We start from the raw sequence: 15,417 nt of genomic DNA, 5'->3' as shown, positions 1-15,417 counted from the left end.
GGTAACAGTGACGGTTTCTCAGTAGTAAATCCCAGGGCCGAGTTGAGTCGAGTGCAACGCTACCGAATGGTTTTATTTATGACAGCTGAATGGGCAGTGTACGGAAATGGGCGGCACACTCGACTACGACGAGGCGGAAGCCCGGCAAGAGGAAGCGATATACAGCACGCCGGCGGCCGTGGCGCGACGGGAGCGAGTACGGGACCTGTTCGCGCCCGAACCAGGCGACAAGGTTCTCTCTATCGGCTGTGGGCCGGGCTTTGAGCCGGCAGAGATCGGCTGGACGGTCGGCAATGCGGGACACGTTCACGGTATCGACCGGAGCAAGGCGATGCTCGAACTCGCCCGAGCGCGCTGTGCCCCGCTACCGCAGGTGACTCTAGCACAGGGAAACGCCGATGACCTCCCAGTGGCCGATGGATCGGTTGACGCGGCCGTCGCAGTACAGGTGTTTGAGTACCTCGAATCGGTTGATTCAGCGCTTTCGGAACTGGCCCGCGTCCTCCGACCCGGCGGGTCTGCCGTCGTCTGTGACGCCGACTTTTCTTCGCTGGTGTGGCGCAGCCCTAATCCCGAGCGAATGGCGCGCGTTCTCGATGCCTTCGACGACCACTGCCCGCACCCGCGGCTGGGCTCCCGCCTCGCCCCGCACCTCCGCGGGGCCGGACTGACGATTGACCGGGTCGAACCGAACGCCATCGTCAACACCAGCCTCGACGACACCTTCGCGGCCCACCTCATGGCGTTCATCGAGGACTACGCGGCCGACCACGAAGCTATCGGGCCAACAGCGGCACAGGCCTGGGCCGATGACCTCCGAGAACAGGCGGCCCACGGGGAGACCTTTTTCAGTTTCACGCAGTACTGCTACCTCGTTCACAAGCCCGCGTAGCGGTCTCAGTGTCCCGACCACAGACTGTGCTGTGGCCTTGACTCACACACACAATAGTATCGGGTTCGGACCCATATGCCGGTATCCCCAATGTGAGGTATGTACGTCTTCTGGCACCAGCGTGATCTCCGGATACCGGACAACCGGGGGTTGACTGCCGCCGCCGCAGACGACGAGGTGTTGCCGGTGTACGTTCTCGACACGGACCTGCTGTCAAGCGCCGGGAAGCGACAGCGGGCGTTCCTCCTGGCCGGCGTTCGAGCGCTGAAACAGGCCTATCGGGACCACGGTGGGGACTTGCTCGTCAGGAAGGGGGCCGCCGTCGATGTGCTTTCGGACGTCGTCGAAGAGTACAACGCTGACCGCGTGTACTACAACGAGCATTACCGTCCCGCGCGACGCAACCGCCAACGCCGCGTCGACGACGCGCTCTCGACGAAATCGCTGACCGACCTCGTGCTGGTCGACCCGGCCGGACTTGACCGCGAGTACGAGAACCACAGTCGCTTCTACGACGACTGGCAGGCCCACCACAAGCTACCGCCGGTCGGGAGTCCGGACTCGGACTCGCTCGTCGATGTGTCGGACCCGACGACGGCCCCGACCATCGATACGGATATCGACCTGCCGACGCCCGGCTACGAGGGCGCACGGCAGCGGTACGACGACTTCCTCACCGGCGGTATCGAGACCTACAACGACACCCGCGACGACATGCGGGCCGCCGTTGAGCGGCCCACCAGCGCCGTCTCGCGTATGTCGCCGTATCTCGCAGCGGGGATGATCGGCATCCGCGAGATGTGGCGCGACGCGTCCGACCGCCACGCCGAAGCCACCGGCGACGCCCAGCGGAACATCCAGAAGTACCGCTACGAACTCTCCTGGCGCGAGCAGAACTACCATCTACTGTACTACAACCCCACATTGCTGTCGGAGAACTGCAAGGCGTTCCCGAACCCCATCGAATGGGAAAACGACGCGGATGACTTCGAGGCCTGGAAGCGTGGCGAAACTGGATATCCGTTCGTCGACGCTGGCATGCGCCAGCTCGAACGGGAGGGATACATCCACAACCGACCGCGTCAGAACGTCGCTTCCTTCCTCACGAAGCATCTCCTCGTGGACTGGCGCGAGGGGGCCCGTCATTTCCGCCGGAAGCTCGTTGACCACGATCCCGCCAGCAACGCCGCGAACTGGCAGTGGACAGCATCGACCGGGACCGACTCCGTGGACGTACGTATCTTCGACCCGGTCGCACAGATGAGCAAGTACGACAGCGGGGCGGACTACGTCACGGATTATGTGCCAGAGCTTCGCGACGTTCCGGCGAACATGATCGTCGACTGGCCGACGCTCTCGAACGGCGAACGCGAGGAACTGGCACCGGAGTACCCACATCCAATCGTCGACCGGAACGCCGCCTACGAGCGAGCCCAGCGCGTGTTCGAGACAGCGCTGGGGAAACGCTGAGGGAGGGTCGAGGGAAGTGGCGCTACGCTCTGTACTGCACAAAGAGATAGGCCGCCACTGCAACGGACCCAGTGACGCCGGTGAGCCAGATATCCGTACTCAGATACAGCCCCGGCGTCGGCGGGTGGTACTGCGTCAGTGGCCACAGCACTTCGTAGGACCGCCCAGAGGCTTTCAACAGGAGCGCATCGGCAAACAGATGGCTGGTGGCTCCAAGCGACAGCAGACCGAACACGCGCCGTCGGTCGGAGCGGTTCACGACGACCACGCCAACGAGGACGGCGACGAGAGCGCCGCCGAGCGTATGGACGCCCAGCCAGTCGAACGGGATATCCAGTGTTGCCTCGACGGTTGCAGCATCCACGAGAAGCTTGATCTTCGCCATGTCCGGGATGAACGCGCCGGCCATCCCCACGGTGACGTACTCTCCAGAGAGCCAGTCGTACCGCAGTGACAGGAGGGTACAGATGGTGAACGCGATGAAAGCGTGCGAGAGCAGATCCGGCATCAGGCACGCACCTCCCGCATCATCGTAAGGAGCGCTCGTATCGGCCTGAGCGGCTCTTCACGCCGGCACAGTGCCCCCGTTTGCCAGTCAAGCCGCCAGCCACAGATCAGTCGCCCGAGGGTCCACAGGCCAGCGAGGGCGGACACGAGGTACATCGCAGCGTAGTTCATCGCCGGGACGCTCACACTGTTCTCCGCGGTGATAGTCCGGTCCGGGCCGAGCGTGCCATACACTTGCAGTGACTGGCCCTCGGCGACGGCTGTGTCGACGTTCCGGACCGTGACTGCGAGCGTCCCGCTGTGGCGCTCGCCGCCAGTAGCGTACTCGTACTCGACGGCGATTTCGACGGGGCTGGTCCCACTGACCGTGCCGGTCACCTGAACGTACTCGCCGACGTGGCTGTCGTAGTCCTCGGCCAGTGCGTCCTCGGCTGGGTAGTCACCCAGCGCCGGAGCGGGCGTGGCCGCCCCCAGTCCGACCATGAGCGCGAACAGCACGGCCAACAGTCCACAGATAGCGACGACCCTGCCCACCCACGAGTGAAGCATTCAAATCCCGGTGCGGGCGGCGGGATATAAACTCTGGCGCTTGGGTCGAGTCGCTGTCGTTCGTGCGCCTACTCGGGCTTGCCGGGTAGGACGTCCGGCTCGCCGGAGCGGTAGATGTACTCGACAGCGACGCCGGTCAGCGGCGAGTCGGCGACCGTCGCGTACGACTTCGCGAGGTCGAGATACTGTTCGGTCACGTCGACGACGCGCCGATAGGCGGCCTCGTCGTCGGGTGCGAGCAGGTACTCGGCGGTGACTGGCGTCAGTTGCCCCTCCGCGCGGTCGTCGCCGTAGTCGTCCACGTCGTCGAGCCACACCTGCGCGCCGATGATGGCGAGGACGATGGCCTTCGCGAACTCGTCGTCGATATCGAGGCCGGCGAGTCGGTAGAGGTCTAGCATCCCGTCGTAGAGGACGCCGACGCGCGCGTACTGGGTCTTGCTGTAGGGGAGTTCCTTTTCGGTCTCGGTGAGTGTCGCCGGCTCCTCGTCGTACTCGGCGAACTTGTACTCCTCGCGGATATCTGTCAGAGAGTCCTCGTCACCGTCCTCAGCCGCGGTCATCAGTTCCCGGAAGTAGCCGTCGCGGTCCTGATGGGCCTCGCTGTAGTCGACGGCCCACTGGTAGGCGTTCTCGACAACAGGCGGCATATCCTCCAACAGGCCGTCGAGGTGGGACTGGAGCGCGGATTGGGCGACCTCGGCGACGCGGCGGCGGTCGGCTTCACTCGCGTCAAAGTCGACCTCGAAATCTTCGAACTCGTCGTCGTTGATCGCGTCACGCATGTCGCCGTCGATAAGCGCCTCGATGGAGAGGCGAGTCATCTGCTCGGCGCGGACGACCATCTCGCGGGGGGCGAGGTCCTGTGCCGGCCCCTGTTCCAGTGCCGTCTCGTCGACAGTCGGCACGCCGTCGGCGATAGCGTCGATAACGGGGTCGCCGGGTGCTTGCTGACGAGCGTTGCGGTAGACGTAGCCCAGCGTTAGCTGCGCGGGCAGGATGAGCTTCGTGTCATAGGAGAATTCGACCGGACGGCCGAACTCGTCTTCGAGGGCGTCCTCGATGCGGTCGGTCACGTCGTCGACCATCGCCTCGGTGCGGTCGTCGATCTCGGATTTCAGCGAGAGGCTGCCGGCGTCGAACACGCCGGTGTCCGCGTAGTATCCCAGCACTGCCCGTAGTGCCGTGGGAAGCCGCCGCCTGTCCGCGAGCACGCCCGCGCCTGTCTTGAACATTGTATGTCGCCCCGGGTGTTCCCGTCATGGTAGTGGGGCCGTCTTTACCCTTTCGAGACCGCCCTCGGTGTATTCGGAAAGACTGATTACCGACAGGGAATACCCACAACCATGCGCGAGCGCTTTGACGTGGTGATAGCCGGAGCCGGGCCCGCTGGAGCGCAGTGTGCCCGTGATCTAGCGGAGCGAAACTACGAGGTGCTCGTTCTCGAAACCGAGTCCGAAGACGAGTTCCCGCGTCAGAGCAACAAGTCCACCGCCGGGACGTTCATGTCGGCGATGACGGGCTTTGCGATTCCCGATGACGTGGTGATGAACTACACGGACGACGTCGTGCTCGAATCCCCCAACGACCACTACGTCCGCAATCAGACCGGAGCGGTCCTGGAGTTCGCGGAGTTCAAACAGTGGCTCGTCTCGGAGGGTCGGAGCAAGGGTGCGACCTACCGCTTCGACGCCCGTGTCTCAGCACCGATCATGGAGAACGGGGAGATCGTCGGCGTCCGGTACGACGGCGACGAGGAGGTGTACGCCGACATCGTCATCGACGCCACCGGCCCTGCCGCGCCACTGGCGAAGAAACTCGACGTGTGTAACCTCAAGCGGGATCATCAGGCTATCGGTGTCGAGTACGAGTTCGAGGGCGTCGAAGTCAACCACGACGACTACGCCGACCTCCGGGACGCGATGATGCTCCGCCTGGATCACGACCTCGCCCCGGGCGGCTACTCCTGGATTTTCCACACCGGTGAAGACACAGCGAAGGTCGGCCTCTGTTACATCCAGAACGGCTCTCACCAGAAGTACGCGAAAGACGGGATGGGCATCGACGACTATCTGGAGTACTGGCTCGACTCGGACCCCAGATTCGACGACGCCGAAAAGATCGAGGGTACGCAAGCCCACCGCGGGTCGGCCCACATCCAGCCCCCCGATTCGATGAGCACGGACAACTTCATGGCTATCGGCGACACCGTCCCGACCGTCGACCCGCTGTGGGGCGAGGGCATCCACAAGGGGATGAAGTCGGCCCGCGCCGCCGCCGCGACAGCCGATTCGGCGCTCAAGCCCGACGAACCCGACACCTCCGCGGAGAACCTCTCTGTCTACGATCAGCTCTGGCACAGCGAGGTGGCCCCGAAACACAACGCCCGCCTGATGATGACGGAGCTGCTGTATCTCGCTCCTAACGAGCGGTACGATCAGCTGATGGACGACCTCCGGAGCACCGGACAGGACACCCTCAGGCAGATCAACGGCGGTGACCGTCGGGCGATTGCGAAGCTGACCCACCTTTCGGATATGCCGATTCTCATCGAATACGCGCGCCGTCGCCTCGATATTTGAAGTGACCGCGCGGAGTGCGGCAGGTTTTTTTCCGCCGGCCCGGAGTTTCAGATGATGGGAACCCCCGTTGGTGTGGTCGGTGACGACGCCATAGCAGACGAACTTCGAGACGCTGGCGTGGCTGTTGAACGGGGTAGTGACGGCACTGTTCCGAAGACCGACCGGGTCGTGGCAGTCGGTGAGGACGCCGTCGCTGCCGCGGCGCGGGTTGACGGTGACCCGCTCGTGTTGCCAGTCGCGGCTGGTCGCGGCGTCCGATCAGTACCGCGAGACGACGCCGTCGCCGCTGTGTCAGGGCTTGCTGACGCCCGGGTTGAGACGCATCCGGTCCTCCGCGTGGCGATGCCTGACGGAACGGTCGAACAGGCGTTCTGGGACGTGACTCTCGTTACCGCCGACGCGGCCCGCATCTCCGAGTTCACTATCGCGTCGACGGCCGACCGCATCGGCCAGTTCCGGGCTGACGGCGTCGTCATCGCTACGGCCGCCGGCTCGCCGGGCTACGCCCACCGCGTCGGCGGCCCGATTCTGGCACCGTCGGACCAGGCGGTGGTGGCACCGATTGCGCCGTTTGCGACTGATCCGGACCACTGGGTGTTGCCTGTCGCCGGACTCAGTGCTTCGGTGGAACGCGACGAGGCGACCGTCGAGTTACTCGTCGATGACCGCGTATCGCAGCCCGTGGGCTATCAGGAGAGTATCGCGATCTCGCTCGGCTCCCCCGTTCGGACCGCCGTCGTCGACGAGAGCCAGTCCAGGTTCGAGTGAGATTGGAAAGACACTAATGGACGGTGGACAGAGCTTTGCATATGCAGCCATCCGTAACGTTCTTTGGGCCACTGGATACCATTCTGGGGAGCCCCACGGTCGGCGGCGCGCTCCTCATCGAATACGTCATCTTCGGAGTGGTAATCGTCAACTTCCTGACCCGGCAGCTCGCCCACAGAAGCCACGTCAAACAGTACGAAAACGATGGCGCGGACGCGGTCAGCCGCCACCCGGCGCACACGTTCACCAACATCGCGCTGGTCGTGCTGTCGTTTTTCTACATGACGCTCCACCATCACGGCGGGATGGTCTTGTCGGTACTCGTCCTCGGCGCAGTCATCACTGACTTCTTCGAGTTCGAATCCCGGAAAGTCGAGGCGCGCCGTGACATTCCGCTGGAACGGCCGAAAGGGGCCATCGTCGCTGCCCTCGTAGTGTTCATGTACGCGGGCTACCAGAGCCTGTTCTGGGTCATCAAGGGTCCCTGGAGCGCCATCATCTAAACACGGTTTCTCGTTCTGTCGTCTTCGAGTGCCTATAATCCGCTAGTCGCGCGTACTGATAGCCCTACGTGTGTGGTCGGCAAGCAATACTGGGTTCAATATCTTACCTTTTACACATTCTTTCCTTTATTGGCCTCATATATTCACTTTTCTCCGGATAGCTTGGCCGATTGGCTTAGAAGTAGGCGAAATAGTTTAATACTCGCACTGTATTTGTATCGGTGTAGACGAAGATGTCACACAGGTCCCTCACAACGGCGCTGACACTGTATCGCGGGGAAACACTCACACTCGAAGAGGCGGCGACGTACAGCGGGGTATCACCGACAAAATTCGCTACGGCGCTTCGCTCGCGCGGCATTCAGGTGCGTGACGAAGACGGCGCGCCAGTCGACCGGACTCCGAACTGAGAGCGGCGTCGGTCCCGCAGAAAAGGCTACTGCGTACTGTTACGCCGACCGCTCGTTGAGATACGCCTGGAATTCACTGATCAGCGGAAGCACGACCCAGAAGGTCAGCGCGCCCAGCACCGCGAACCAGAAGAACGCGTCGCCCATGAACAGGGCGATCTGATCGAACGTGGTCGGTTCCTCGATAGTAAGTTCGCCGGTGAGCTGTGCCCCCTCGAAACTCGGCGTGTTGTACCAGCCCTTGATGGTCATCCAGCCCAGTCCGCCGACCATGAGGCACGCGAACCCCTTCATGAACTCGTCAGCCATTATCCGAACGTTAGGTAGCGTCGTCTTTAGACTTTCCCATTTCCTCGGTACGGAAGCGCGTCGAGAACGCATAGACGACTGTGCCAGCGAGGATGCACGCGATCCCGGCGATGCCGACCGGAACGTCGATCTCCGAGGCGGGCGCCGAGGCCCGCTGTGTCGCCACGTCGACGAGGATGAATCCGGCGACGACGCTGACGACCGCAAACAGCGTCGAAAACACCGTCACGGCCTTGTACACGCGCAGCGGCACCACAACGTCCCGCCGCTCCGAACCGTCCTCAGCCCCCGCTGACTGGTCCTCTGTCATCGTCGCTAGTACGGGCGGGAGCCACTTTACTGCGGCGAGATGCAGTCGCAACGCTCGCGGTAGTAGTAAGCAGAGAATGTAAAAACCGACGGAGAAATCGACCGGTCAGATTACTTCGGCGGCCGCAGCCGGTAGTACCGACGGTTGAGGTCGAACATGTAGCCCTCGCGCATCGTCTTGAGCACCGCGTAGGTGATGGTCGCGCTGACGATAGGGACGAGGAACGTCAGGTCGAACAGCAGGTGTGAGTCCATCGGGACGAGGTTCTTGATGGACAGCGCGGCGATGGTCAGGCTGAAGATGACGCCGGACATCCCGACCGCAGCCCAGAACGGCTGCTCGACGGGACGGCGCGCGGACCCCTTGTTCAGGAAGGGGACGATGGCAACGAAGCCGACGACCACGACGTTTGCCAGCACACCGTAGGTTCGGTCAGCCATGAGCTTCGAGCCGCCGAGGATGCTCAGCTCGGGGTTCAGCGGGCCGAGCTTGAGCAGGCCAAAGGACCAGTAGAGATACCAGTCCGGCAGGATAATTGCCGGCGTCACAGCGGAGTTAGCGGGGTTCGGCATCTCTGGCGGTAACGTCGCCGAGACGAACAGGATCATGCCCACGAAGAACGACGTCAGCGCGATGTTGCGCATCATCTCGTGGGGCCAGGCCGGGAACGCGAGCACGTCACGCTCGACGTAGTCCGACTGCTGGCGAAGGTCCTGGTCCTCGCGGCGCGCCCGCTCGAAGTACTCGTAGGTCAGCCGGGAGAGCCCCTGGGTCCGCTCCTTTCGCTCGGACCATGCGGGAGTCTCGTCGTCCGGCGAGACGATACCGGTGCCGGAACCGTCCGTGCGAACGTCGTCTGTGTCGTTGTCGCTCATAGTATTAGTGTGGCTCAGCGATCCCCTGCATCCAGACGATGCCGATGTGGACCGCGATGATGGCAGTCGTGATGAACGGCAGGAAGAACACGTGCAGGATGTACATCCGCTGTAGCGTGGCCTGCGAGAGCGTGAACCCGCCGAACATCAGCTGTGCGACCCACTCACCGATAAGCGGGATGGAGAGGGACATCTCGACGCCGATCTGGCCGGCCCAGAACGAGAGCTGGCTCCACGGCAGCAGGTAGCCGGTGTACCCGAACACTAGCGTCAGCGAAATCAGGACGATGCCGATGAGCCAGTTCAGCTCCCGCGGCTCCTTGTACGCTCCGGTGAAGTACACGCGGAGCATGTGGAGGAACACGGCGGCGACCATGATCTGTGCGGCCCAGCGGTGGACCGAGCGCAGGAAGTAGCCGAGGTTGAGCTGGCCCATGATGAGCATCACTGAATCGTACGCGACCGTCGGCGACCCATCGGCAGCTGCGGCGGCCGGTGCGTAGTAGAAGCCCAGCAGCGCGCCGGATATCGCGGCGACGACGTACGCAACTGTCGAGAACGATCCGAGTGCGTACAGTGGGTACCAGTACCAGAACTTGTTGTCGAGATTGTACTGTTCCGTGTGGCTCTTTGGCATCTGCATGTTGACCTTGTAGTAGAGATCTTCGAGGATCTCTAGGTAGTCAACGACGCGCAGTCGCCTGTCGAGCCAGATGAGCACGGTCAAGTACACCGATTCCACCGGCGTCAGCTCGCGCGATTCCATCCAGCCTTTGTGGTCGTGTTCGTCTTTGCGTTCGAGACTCATTGATTACTCCGTTTTTGGTGGGCGTGGCAGCGCCACGAACGTCGATTGCACAGGACTGAACGGGTCGTACACGGACTGGTGGCACTGACAGTAGATGTCGTTGGCTGCGGCGAAGTTAGCGCTTCCCTCCTGTGTCTTGAACCCGGGCACACAGCAGAAGTGTGTACATTTGTTCAGCCAAGCGATGAAGCCCTGGTCGGTTGCCTCGGAGACGAACGACTGGACGTTTCCGGGAAGGTTCGCGTACTCGCCCTCGCCGTTGGCCATCTTCTCGACTTCGACTGACCGGATTATCTGCACTGGGGCGCCGTTCTTGCCCTCGCTGTTGGTCCGCCAGACGACGCTTGCGGGCTTCCCGACGCCAGGGTCGCCGATGCCGTTGCCCCACTCCTGGTAGTCGTCGAACATGTCGACCGTCATCGGCTTGCCGGACTCGTACTCCCCTTGCCAGGAGAAGGATCCAGTACTGTTGAGGAACGTGTTGTTCCGTTCGGATTGCGGGTAGATAGCCGCAGTACTCTGGATACCGCAGTACTGGAACCACTGCGAGGAGTAGTCGATACCGCTCCCGCCGAAGTCGGATGCGACCGCCGCACCGGCGTTCTCGTCGTACTCCGGCCAGAGACCGCTGATTTCGCCGCCGTTGATCTCGATGGGAATGATCGGCATTCCCCGCGGGGCCGGTCCAGCGGTATTCTCGACAGCGACGAACGGCGTCGTCCCGCCACCTTCGCCGGCGGCGTCCGTCGTCGCGTCGACGGCTGCGGCGCCACCGACGCCGACGCTGGAGAGTGCCGCACTCCCGACGACGCCCTTTACGAAGCGACGACGGCCTGTTTCAGCCGGGTATTTGTCTTCATCAAGTGGCATATTATTTCTTGTAGTATGGGTACACTGCGCGTTTGAATGTCTCTGCGAACTTGTCGCCGTCCGCCATCGTCGTGCCGTCGACGTCTTCCTGACGGATATAGAGGTCTTCCCACTTGCGACGGCGCTTCTTGACGATCATTACGTCGGGGAGGAACTCCTTTCGGTACAGCAGCATGATGAACGCCAGGTCGATGAAAATCGCCGTCAGCACGCCGCCCATGAACATGTTGGCCTCGATGAGACGGACCGTCAACACCGTGCCGATGCCGGACGCCCATCCGGCGATCATGCCGTAGGTGAAGAGGCCGACGAGGCCGACCTGAATCACCGTCAGAAGTACGATACCGACAGCCGCTGCTGTGCTCTCGCGCGGCGGTTCGTACCGGTGGATATCACCGTACGTGGAGCCTTCGGACGCCATTAGTTGTTCCCTCCGCTAGTGTGGGGCGACTCGCCGTACTTCAGCTGGAAGAACGTGAATATCAGCGGGATGATGACTGCGAGGCCAGCGCCGAACCCGACGTAGTGTGGCTGAATCGGGACGCCGGCGTAGTGCGGGTCGACTTCGACCGGGCCGCCGCCACCGATTGTCTGCGTCGGGTACTCCTCGCCGACGACGATAGCGCCCTTCATGTTGAGTCCCTCGTGGGGGACACAGAGGTACGGGTAGATGCCGTCCTCCTCGAAGGTGTGCTCGTAGTTGACGCCGGCACTGGAAGTCGTACTGCCGGAGTCCAGCGGCCCGTCGCCATCCGAGACGACGTTGTGGCCGCCGCCGTTGCCCGTCCACTCGAATTGGACGGTCGCGCCGTTATCGACGTGGACGGCTGGCGGACCGAACCCGTACGCGCCGCCGTTGGCCTGCACGCCGACCTCGACAGTTACTGTATCCTGCCCGGTCGCGTCGACGGTCGACCCGTCGAAGTTCCCGACCGAATCCAGGAAACCGCCGTAGTCCGGGACGGTTTCGCCACCGTCACCGCCTTCCTCCTGTGCGGCGGCTGCGCCGGTGGCACTGAGGGTCGCCGCAGCACCGGCGGCCCCCCCTGCTGTCCGGACGAACTCCCGTCTGTTCATATACACTCTGGAATCAGGACTGAGTTTGTATAAACCCACCGAATACCACCCGCAGGAACCGTCATTACCCGGCTTCGTCAGTCTCGGTCGCCCCGTCTTCAGACCCCGAATTCTGTGGGTCGAGCTCCGGAACGAACTCCGGTCGTTCGCCGTCCTCGAGTCCGATAGCCCGGAGTCTGTCCCGGTACTCTTCGGCGCGGAACGTGTCCGAGAGCCTCGCGTTTGCGACGGTGAAAAAGAGGACGAGCGACACACCGATGAAGGCAGCGCCAGCCACGACCAGGAGCGCAATGCTGGTTCCCCTGTTGCCGATGACGCCAGCGGTCGCGAGCACTGCGCCCCCGAGCAGGGCAATCCCGGCCAGGAGCTGCGCCCCGGCAATCGCCTGTAACATCCAGTTACCGAGTTCGCCGCCACCCTCGGGAACTGACTCCGGTTCGGGAAGGGGCCTGTCGGGGACGTTCTCTGGCACGTCGTAGGAATCCATGGAACACAGCGCGACCGTGGGCTTCACGTCACGCATGACAGTCCCCTCGCCTTCGAGGCTGCCGTCCGGATAGACAACCGCGTAGCCTTCGTCGGAGTACGCGAGAACTCGCGGCGGGTCCCGATGGCGTTCGATGCGGGCGAACACGTCGCGGTTTGCAACGCGGTTCCGCAGGTCCCGCGTGACCCGGTCGAGCAGGTCGTCGCCGGTGATCCAGGAGTCCTCGTCGAAGGCAACGTCCCATTCCTCAGCAGTCATCTCGGCCATGTCCGCCGGGCCGAAGTTGTCGAAGTCGTACTTCTCTTCGACCTGCTTCCGGAGTGCCTCCGTGTCGAGTTCCTCGCCCGACTCTCCGTCGTCGGCCGTCTCGCCGCCGTCATCCTTGGCCCCGTGTTCGCCGGGCTCGGTTTCGGCAGCTACCGCGTCCGCAGGGGTGTTCCCGCGCTCGTCCTCCGTGGGAGACGTCGAGTCCGGGTCGGCCATTGCCCGGGTGTACGGACCGCGACGGCTTACAAGTTCTGACCTTCTGCATCCGGCAGTCTTTAGCGAGCACTGTCCCTAGGTCGGCCTATGGTGTCGGACGGCCTCGTGGCCACAGTCGTGTTACTGTCGGTGAGCCTCAGCCTCCCCTGTTTCCTGTACGGCGCGTATTACATCATCGAGACGGAGCCGGTCACCTGGGACGTGCTCGTGCACCATCTGAAGTTCGTCACGACGGGGCTGGTGTTGACCACAGTCCCGATGGTGTTCTGGATGATTCCACGCCTGCCGGACCAGCTCGGTGGCTTGTCCGCCGTCCACGCGATGCTCGGCCTGCAGGCCTACGCGCTGCTTGCCTTCGGCGGAACCGGAATCGTTCGCATCTTCCGCGCAAAGCGGGAACACGACCTCTACAACGAGTACGACGAAGACCTGTTACTGGACGAAATCGGGGACGAGACGTTCAGCCACTGGCGCTCGCGGCTCCGTATCGGCGTGTTCGGATACGTCATCTTCTGGCTGCTGGCGTATCTGGTCGGTATCGCTCGGTACGCCCTCCGCTACGTGGCGTGAGCGCCGTCGATAGCGGATCTGATTCTCGGAATCTGCGAACGGACTAGATGTTTCATTAGCATTGCATGTCCATCGCTAGCTGTGGTTCCAATGTACGAACACATCCTCTTTCCGACGGACGGTAGTTCCGGAGCAGAAGCCGCGCTGGCACACGCACGCACTCTCGCCGAAACGCACAACGCGACGTTACACATCATGACCGTCCTCGATACGTCGTCGCCGCATATCGGGATGACTGCCGCAGGCCCGGAAGGGGCAACGACCGGCATGACTGCGGAGGAGCACGACGAGTCGGAGTCGGGGATGGTCAACGAAGAACACAACATCGAATCGTCGCTGCGGGAGCGGTCACAGGCCATCGTCGACGCGGCGGCAGACGAGGTCGACGGAGTCGACACCGTCACCGCCGTCGAACACGGCCCACCGCACAGCGCGATCCTCGACTACGTCGACGAGAACGACATCGACCTCATCGTTATGGGGACCCACGGTCGAACAGGAGTCGAGCGATATCTCCTCGGTAGCGTCGCCGAAAAAGTCGTCAGAACGTCCGATGTGCCTGTTCTCACGGCGCGCCTCGGAGAGGACGACAGCTGAAGCCCTCGCGCGGGGCTACCACGCCTCGCCGCTAGCGAGGTCGACGTCGCTGTCTCCTTTCTCGGAGGGACAGATGTCCGCGAGCACGCACGCTCCGCACTCCGCGGAGCGCGCGCCACACACCGCTCGCCCGTGGTCGATAAGAAGGTGCGTGAACTGTTGCCACTCGTCGCTGGGCACCACGTCGAGCAGGTCCTGTTCGATGGCTTCCGGACGCTCTTCTTCGGTAAGGCCCAGTCGCCGCGACAGGCGCTGGACGTGCGTATCGACGACGATGCCTTCGACAATGTCGTGGCCGTGCTGGAGGACGACGTTCGCCGTCTTCCGGCCCACGCCCGGGAGGTCGGTCAGCGCCGACATCGTGTCAGGCACCTCGCCGTCGTGTTCCTCGGCCAGAATCTCACCGATGCCCTGGAGGTAGCCGCCCTTGTTGTTGTGGAACGTGATACCGTAGATGTCCTCGGCCAGTTGCTCCTCGGAGGCTTCGGCGTAGTCCTCGGCGCTCTGGTACTTCTCGAACAGGTCCGCCGTGACCTCGTTGACCCGCTCGTCGGTACACTGCGCGGAGAGGACGACGGCGATCAGCAGTTCCAGGCGGTTGCTGTAGTTCAGTGAGATAGCCGAATCGGGGTATTCTTCGTGGAGGCGGTCGACGACCTCTGTTGCCTGTTCTTCGCGTGACTCCAGCAGCGTTCCCATACCGCAGAGCAGTGCTGGGTTCCCTTTGGCGTGTCGTTCTTCGCTGTCTGGACTACAAATGGTATCATTACACATACCACGGCAACACCCTTGTGTCAACTATGAGTACTCTTGTACGTGCCAGGACCAGTGTTCATCCACGGCGAGCAGGTGACACTCCACCCACAGCAAGCAACCGACAGCGACCTGCTACAGCGACTATTAAACGAGCCGCAGGTCCGGCAAAACATCGGGTTCACCGAGCCACTCTCCGAGCCAGCCGCCGAAGACCTCGACAGCCGCGATGCCGACACGCACTTCGTCGTCTGTGTAGACGACGAGCCGGTGGGGACGTGTTCGCTTCACGAAGACTACCACCCGTGGGGGTTTGGTGTGCTCGGGTACTCGATGTGTCCGGACCGCTGGGGCAACGGCTACGCGACTGACGCTGTCGACTGCCTCGCACAGTACGCGTTTCAGGAACTGCGATTGAACAAACTCGGAGCGGACTGCTATGCCACCAACCCGGCTTCCGCGCGTGTGCTGGAAAAAGTCGGGTTCCAGCAGGAGGGTCGACGCCGCGACCACGCCTTCGTCGACGGCGAGTACGTCGACCTGCTGGAGTATGGCCTGCTCGCTGACGAGTGGTGTCCTTGAAAATATCTCACACAC

21 protein-coding genes are annotated in these 15,417 nt (G+C 62.8%); 9 read left to right on the top strand and 12 right to left on the bottom strand.

All coding sequences use genetic code 11. The features are described from left to right. The first annotated feature begins 106 nt into the window (after positions 1-106). Entirely contained in the window at positions 107-892 is a 786-nt protein-coding gene (locus Har1131_RS10920) for a methyltransferase domain-containing protein (RefSeq protein WP_151146409.1), read from the top strand. 99 nt (positions 893-991) lie between these two features. Then, complete coding sequence (locus Har1131_RS10915) at positions 992-2,362, top strand: deoxyribodipyrimidine photo-lyase (protein WP_151146406.1); 1,371 nt, start codon at positions 992-994, stop codon at positions 2,360-2,362. A 22-nt stretch (positions 2,363-2,384) separates the two neighbouring features. Here the strand turns inward: Har1131_RS10915 and Har1131_RS10910 are convergent, their stop codons facing one another. The 3 genes from Har1131_RS10910 to Har1131_RS10900 form a co-directional block, all read right to left on the bottom strand. Then, complete coding sequence (locus Har1131_RS10910; RefSeq protein WP_014040227.1) at positions 2,385-2,870, bottom strand: metal-dependent hydrolase; 486 nt, start codon at positions 2,868-2,870, stop codon at positions 2,385-2,387. After that, entirely contained in the window at positions 2,870-3,418 is a 549-nt protein-coding gene (locus Har1131_RS10905; RefSeq protein WP_064287993.1) for a hypothetical protein, read from the bottom strand. The genes Har1131_RS10910 and Har1131_RS10905 overlap by 1 nt, the downstream gene beginning before the upstream one ends. A gap of 68 nt (positions 3,419-3,486) precedes the next feature. Further along, the gene (locus Har1131_RS10900) at positions 3,487-4,653 is read right to left on the bottom strand and encodes a hypothetical protein (protein WP_014040229.1); all 1,167 of its coding nucleotides are present in this window, start codon (positions 4,651-4,653) and stop codon (positions 3,487-3,489) included. Positions 4,654-4,764: 111 nt separating this feature from the next. On the opposite strand from Har1131_RS10900, the gene Har1131_RS10895 reads away from it, so the two are divergent. The 4 genes from Har1131_RS10895 (at position 4,765) to Har1131_RS10880 (ending at position 7,681) form a co-directional block, all read left to right on the top strand. Further along, positions 4,765-6,000, top strand: coding sequence for a digeranylgeranylglycerophospholipid reductase (locus Har1131_RS10895; protein WP_064287994.1), 1,236 nt, complete (start codon positions 4,765-4,767; stop codon positions 5,998-6,000). A 54-nt stretch (positions 6,001-6,054) separates the two neighbouring features. Then, positions 6,055-6,768 carry an NAD(+)/NADH kinase gene (locus Har1131_RS10890; protein ID WP_064287995.1) on the top strand — a complete coding sequence of 238 codons (714 nt, stop codon included), beginning with the start codon at positions 6,055-6,057 and terminating at the stop codon, positions 6,766-6,768. 41 nt (positions 6,769-6,809) lie between these two features. Further along, positions 6,810-7,271 (top strand): hypothetical protein, encoded by a 462-nt coding sequence (locus Har1131_RS10885; protein WP_008309394.1) that lies wholly within the window; start codon positions 6,810-6,812, stop codon positions 7,269-7,271. Positions 7,272-7,504: 233 nt separating this feature from the next. Beyond that, positions 7,505-7,681, top strand: coding sequence for a UPF0175 family protein (locus Har1131_RS10880; RefSeq protein WP_023843247.1), 177 nt, complete (start codon positions 7,505-7,507; stop codon positions 7,679-7,681). Between the two features lie 39 nt (positions 7,682-7,720). On the opposite strand, the gene Har1131_RS10875 is transcribed toward Har1131_RS10880, so the two are convergent. The 8 genes from Har1131_RS10875 to Har1131_RS10840 form a co-directional block, all read right to left on the bottom strand. Continuing rightward, a complete protein-coding gene (locus tag Har1131_RS10875; protein WP_004517812.1) occupies positions 7,721-7,990 on the bottom strand; it encodes a hypothetical protein in 270 nt (89 codons plus the stop codon). 10 nt (positions 7,991-8,000) lie between these two features. Next, a complete protein-coding gene (locus tag Har1131_RS10870) occupies positions 8,001-8,300 on the bottom strand; it encodes a hypothetical protein (RefSeq protein WP_014040232.1) in 300 nt (99 codons plus the stop codon). Positions 8,301-8,410: 110 nt separating this feature from the next. Continuing rightward, the gene (locus tag Har1131_RS10865; RefSeq protein WP_014040233.1) at positions 8,411-9,175 is read right to left on the bottom strand and encodes a cytochrome bc complex cytochrome b subunit; all 765 of its coding nucleotides are present in this window, start codon (positions 9,173-9,175) and stop codon (positions 8,411-8,413) included. 4 nt (positions 9,176-9,179) lie between these two features. Then, the gene (locus Har1131_RS10860) at positions 9,180-9,983 is read right to left on the bottom strand and encodes a cytochrome bc complex cytochrome b subunit (RefSeq protein WP_008309387.1); all 804 of its coding nucleotides are present in this window, start codon (positions 9,981-9,983) and stop codon (positions 9,180-9,182) included. A gap of 3 nt (positions 9,984-9,986) precedes the next feature. Next, complete coding sequence (locus Har1131_RS10855; RefSeq protein WP_151146403.1) at positions 9,987-10,853, bottom strand: Rieske 2Fe-2S domain-containing protein; 867 nt, start codon at positions 10,851-10,853, stop codon at positions 9,987-9,989. Between the two features lies 1 nt (position 10,854). Further along, positions 10,855-11,274: a hypothetical protein gene (locus Har1131_RS10850; RefSeq protein WP_014040235.1), complete on the bottom strand. Its 420-nt coding sequence runs from the start codon at positions 11,272-11,274 to the stop codon at positions 10,855-10,857. Beyond that, complete coding sequence (locus Har1131_RS10845; RefSeq protein WP_151146400.1) at positions 11,274-11,930, bottom strand: halocyanin domain-containing protein; 657 nt, start codon at positions 11,928-11,930, stop codon at positions 11,274-11,276. The genes Har1131_RS10850 and Har1131_RS10845 overlap by 1 nt, the downstream gene beginning before the upstream one ends. Before the next feature lie 64 nt (positions 11,931-11,994). Beyond that, positions 11,995-12,900, bottom strand: coding sequence for a hypothetical protein (locus tag Har1131_RS10840; protein ID WP_014040237.1), 906 nt, complete (start codon positions 12,898-12,900; stop codon positions 11,995-11,997). 87 nt (positions 12,901-12,987) lie between these two features. Between Har1131_RS10840 and Har1131_RS10835 the strand changes: the two genes are divergently transcribed. Next, positions 12,988-13,470, top strand: coding sequence for a hypothetical protein (locus Har1131_RS10835; RefSeq protein ID WP_008309382.1), 483 nt, complete (start codon positions 12,988-12,990; stop codon positions 13,468-13,470). Between the two features lie 90 nt (positions 13,471-13,560). Further along, entirely contained in the window at positions 13,561-14,067 is a 507-nt protein-coding gene (locus Har1131_RS10830) for a universal stress protein (RefSeq protein WP_050037992.1), read from the top strand. A 15-nt stretch (positions 14,068-14,082) separates the two neighbouring features. On the opposite strand, the gene nth is transcribed toward Har1131_RS10830, so the two are convergent. Next, positions 14,083-14,766 carry an endonuclease III gene (gene nth, locus Har1131_RS10825; protein ID WP_151147247.1) on the bottom strand — a complete coding sequence of 228 codons (684 nt, stop codon included), beginning with the start codon at positions 14,764-14,766 and terminating at the stop codon, positions 14,083-14,085. Positions 14,767-14,883: 117 nt separating this feature from the next. Here nth and Har1131_RS10820 point away from each other — a divergent pair, with 117 nt between their 5' ends. Beyond that, the gene (locus tag Har1131_RS10820; RefSeq protein ID WP_044951813.1) at positions 14,884-15,402 is read left to right on the top strand and encodes a GNAT family N-acetyltransferase; all 519 of its coding nucleotides are present in this window, start codon (positions 14,884-14,886) and stop codon (positions 15,400-15,402) included. Positions 15,403-15,417 lie beyond the last annotated feature (15 nt).

The organism is Haloarcula sp. CBA1131 (assembly GCF_008728975.1).
GTDB lineage: Archaea > Halobacteriota > Halobacteria > Halobacteriales > Haloarculaceae > Haloarcula > Haloarcula hispanica.
Note: the sequence above shows the minus strand (reverse complement) of the source record. Positions and strands in the feature narration are given on the sequence as shown.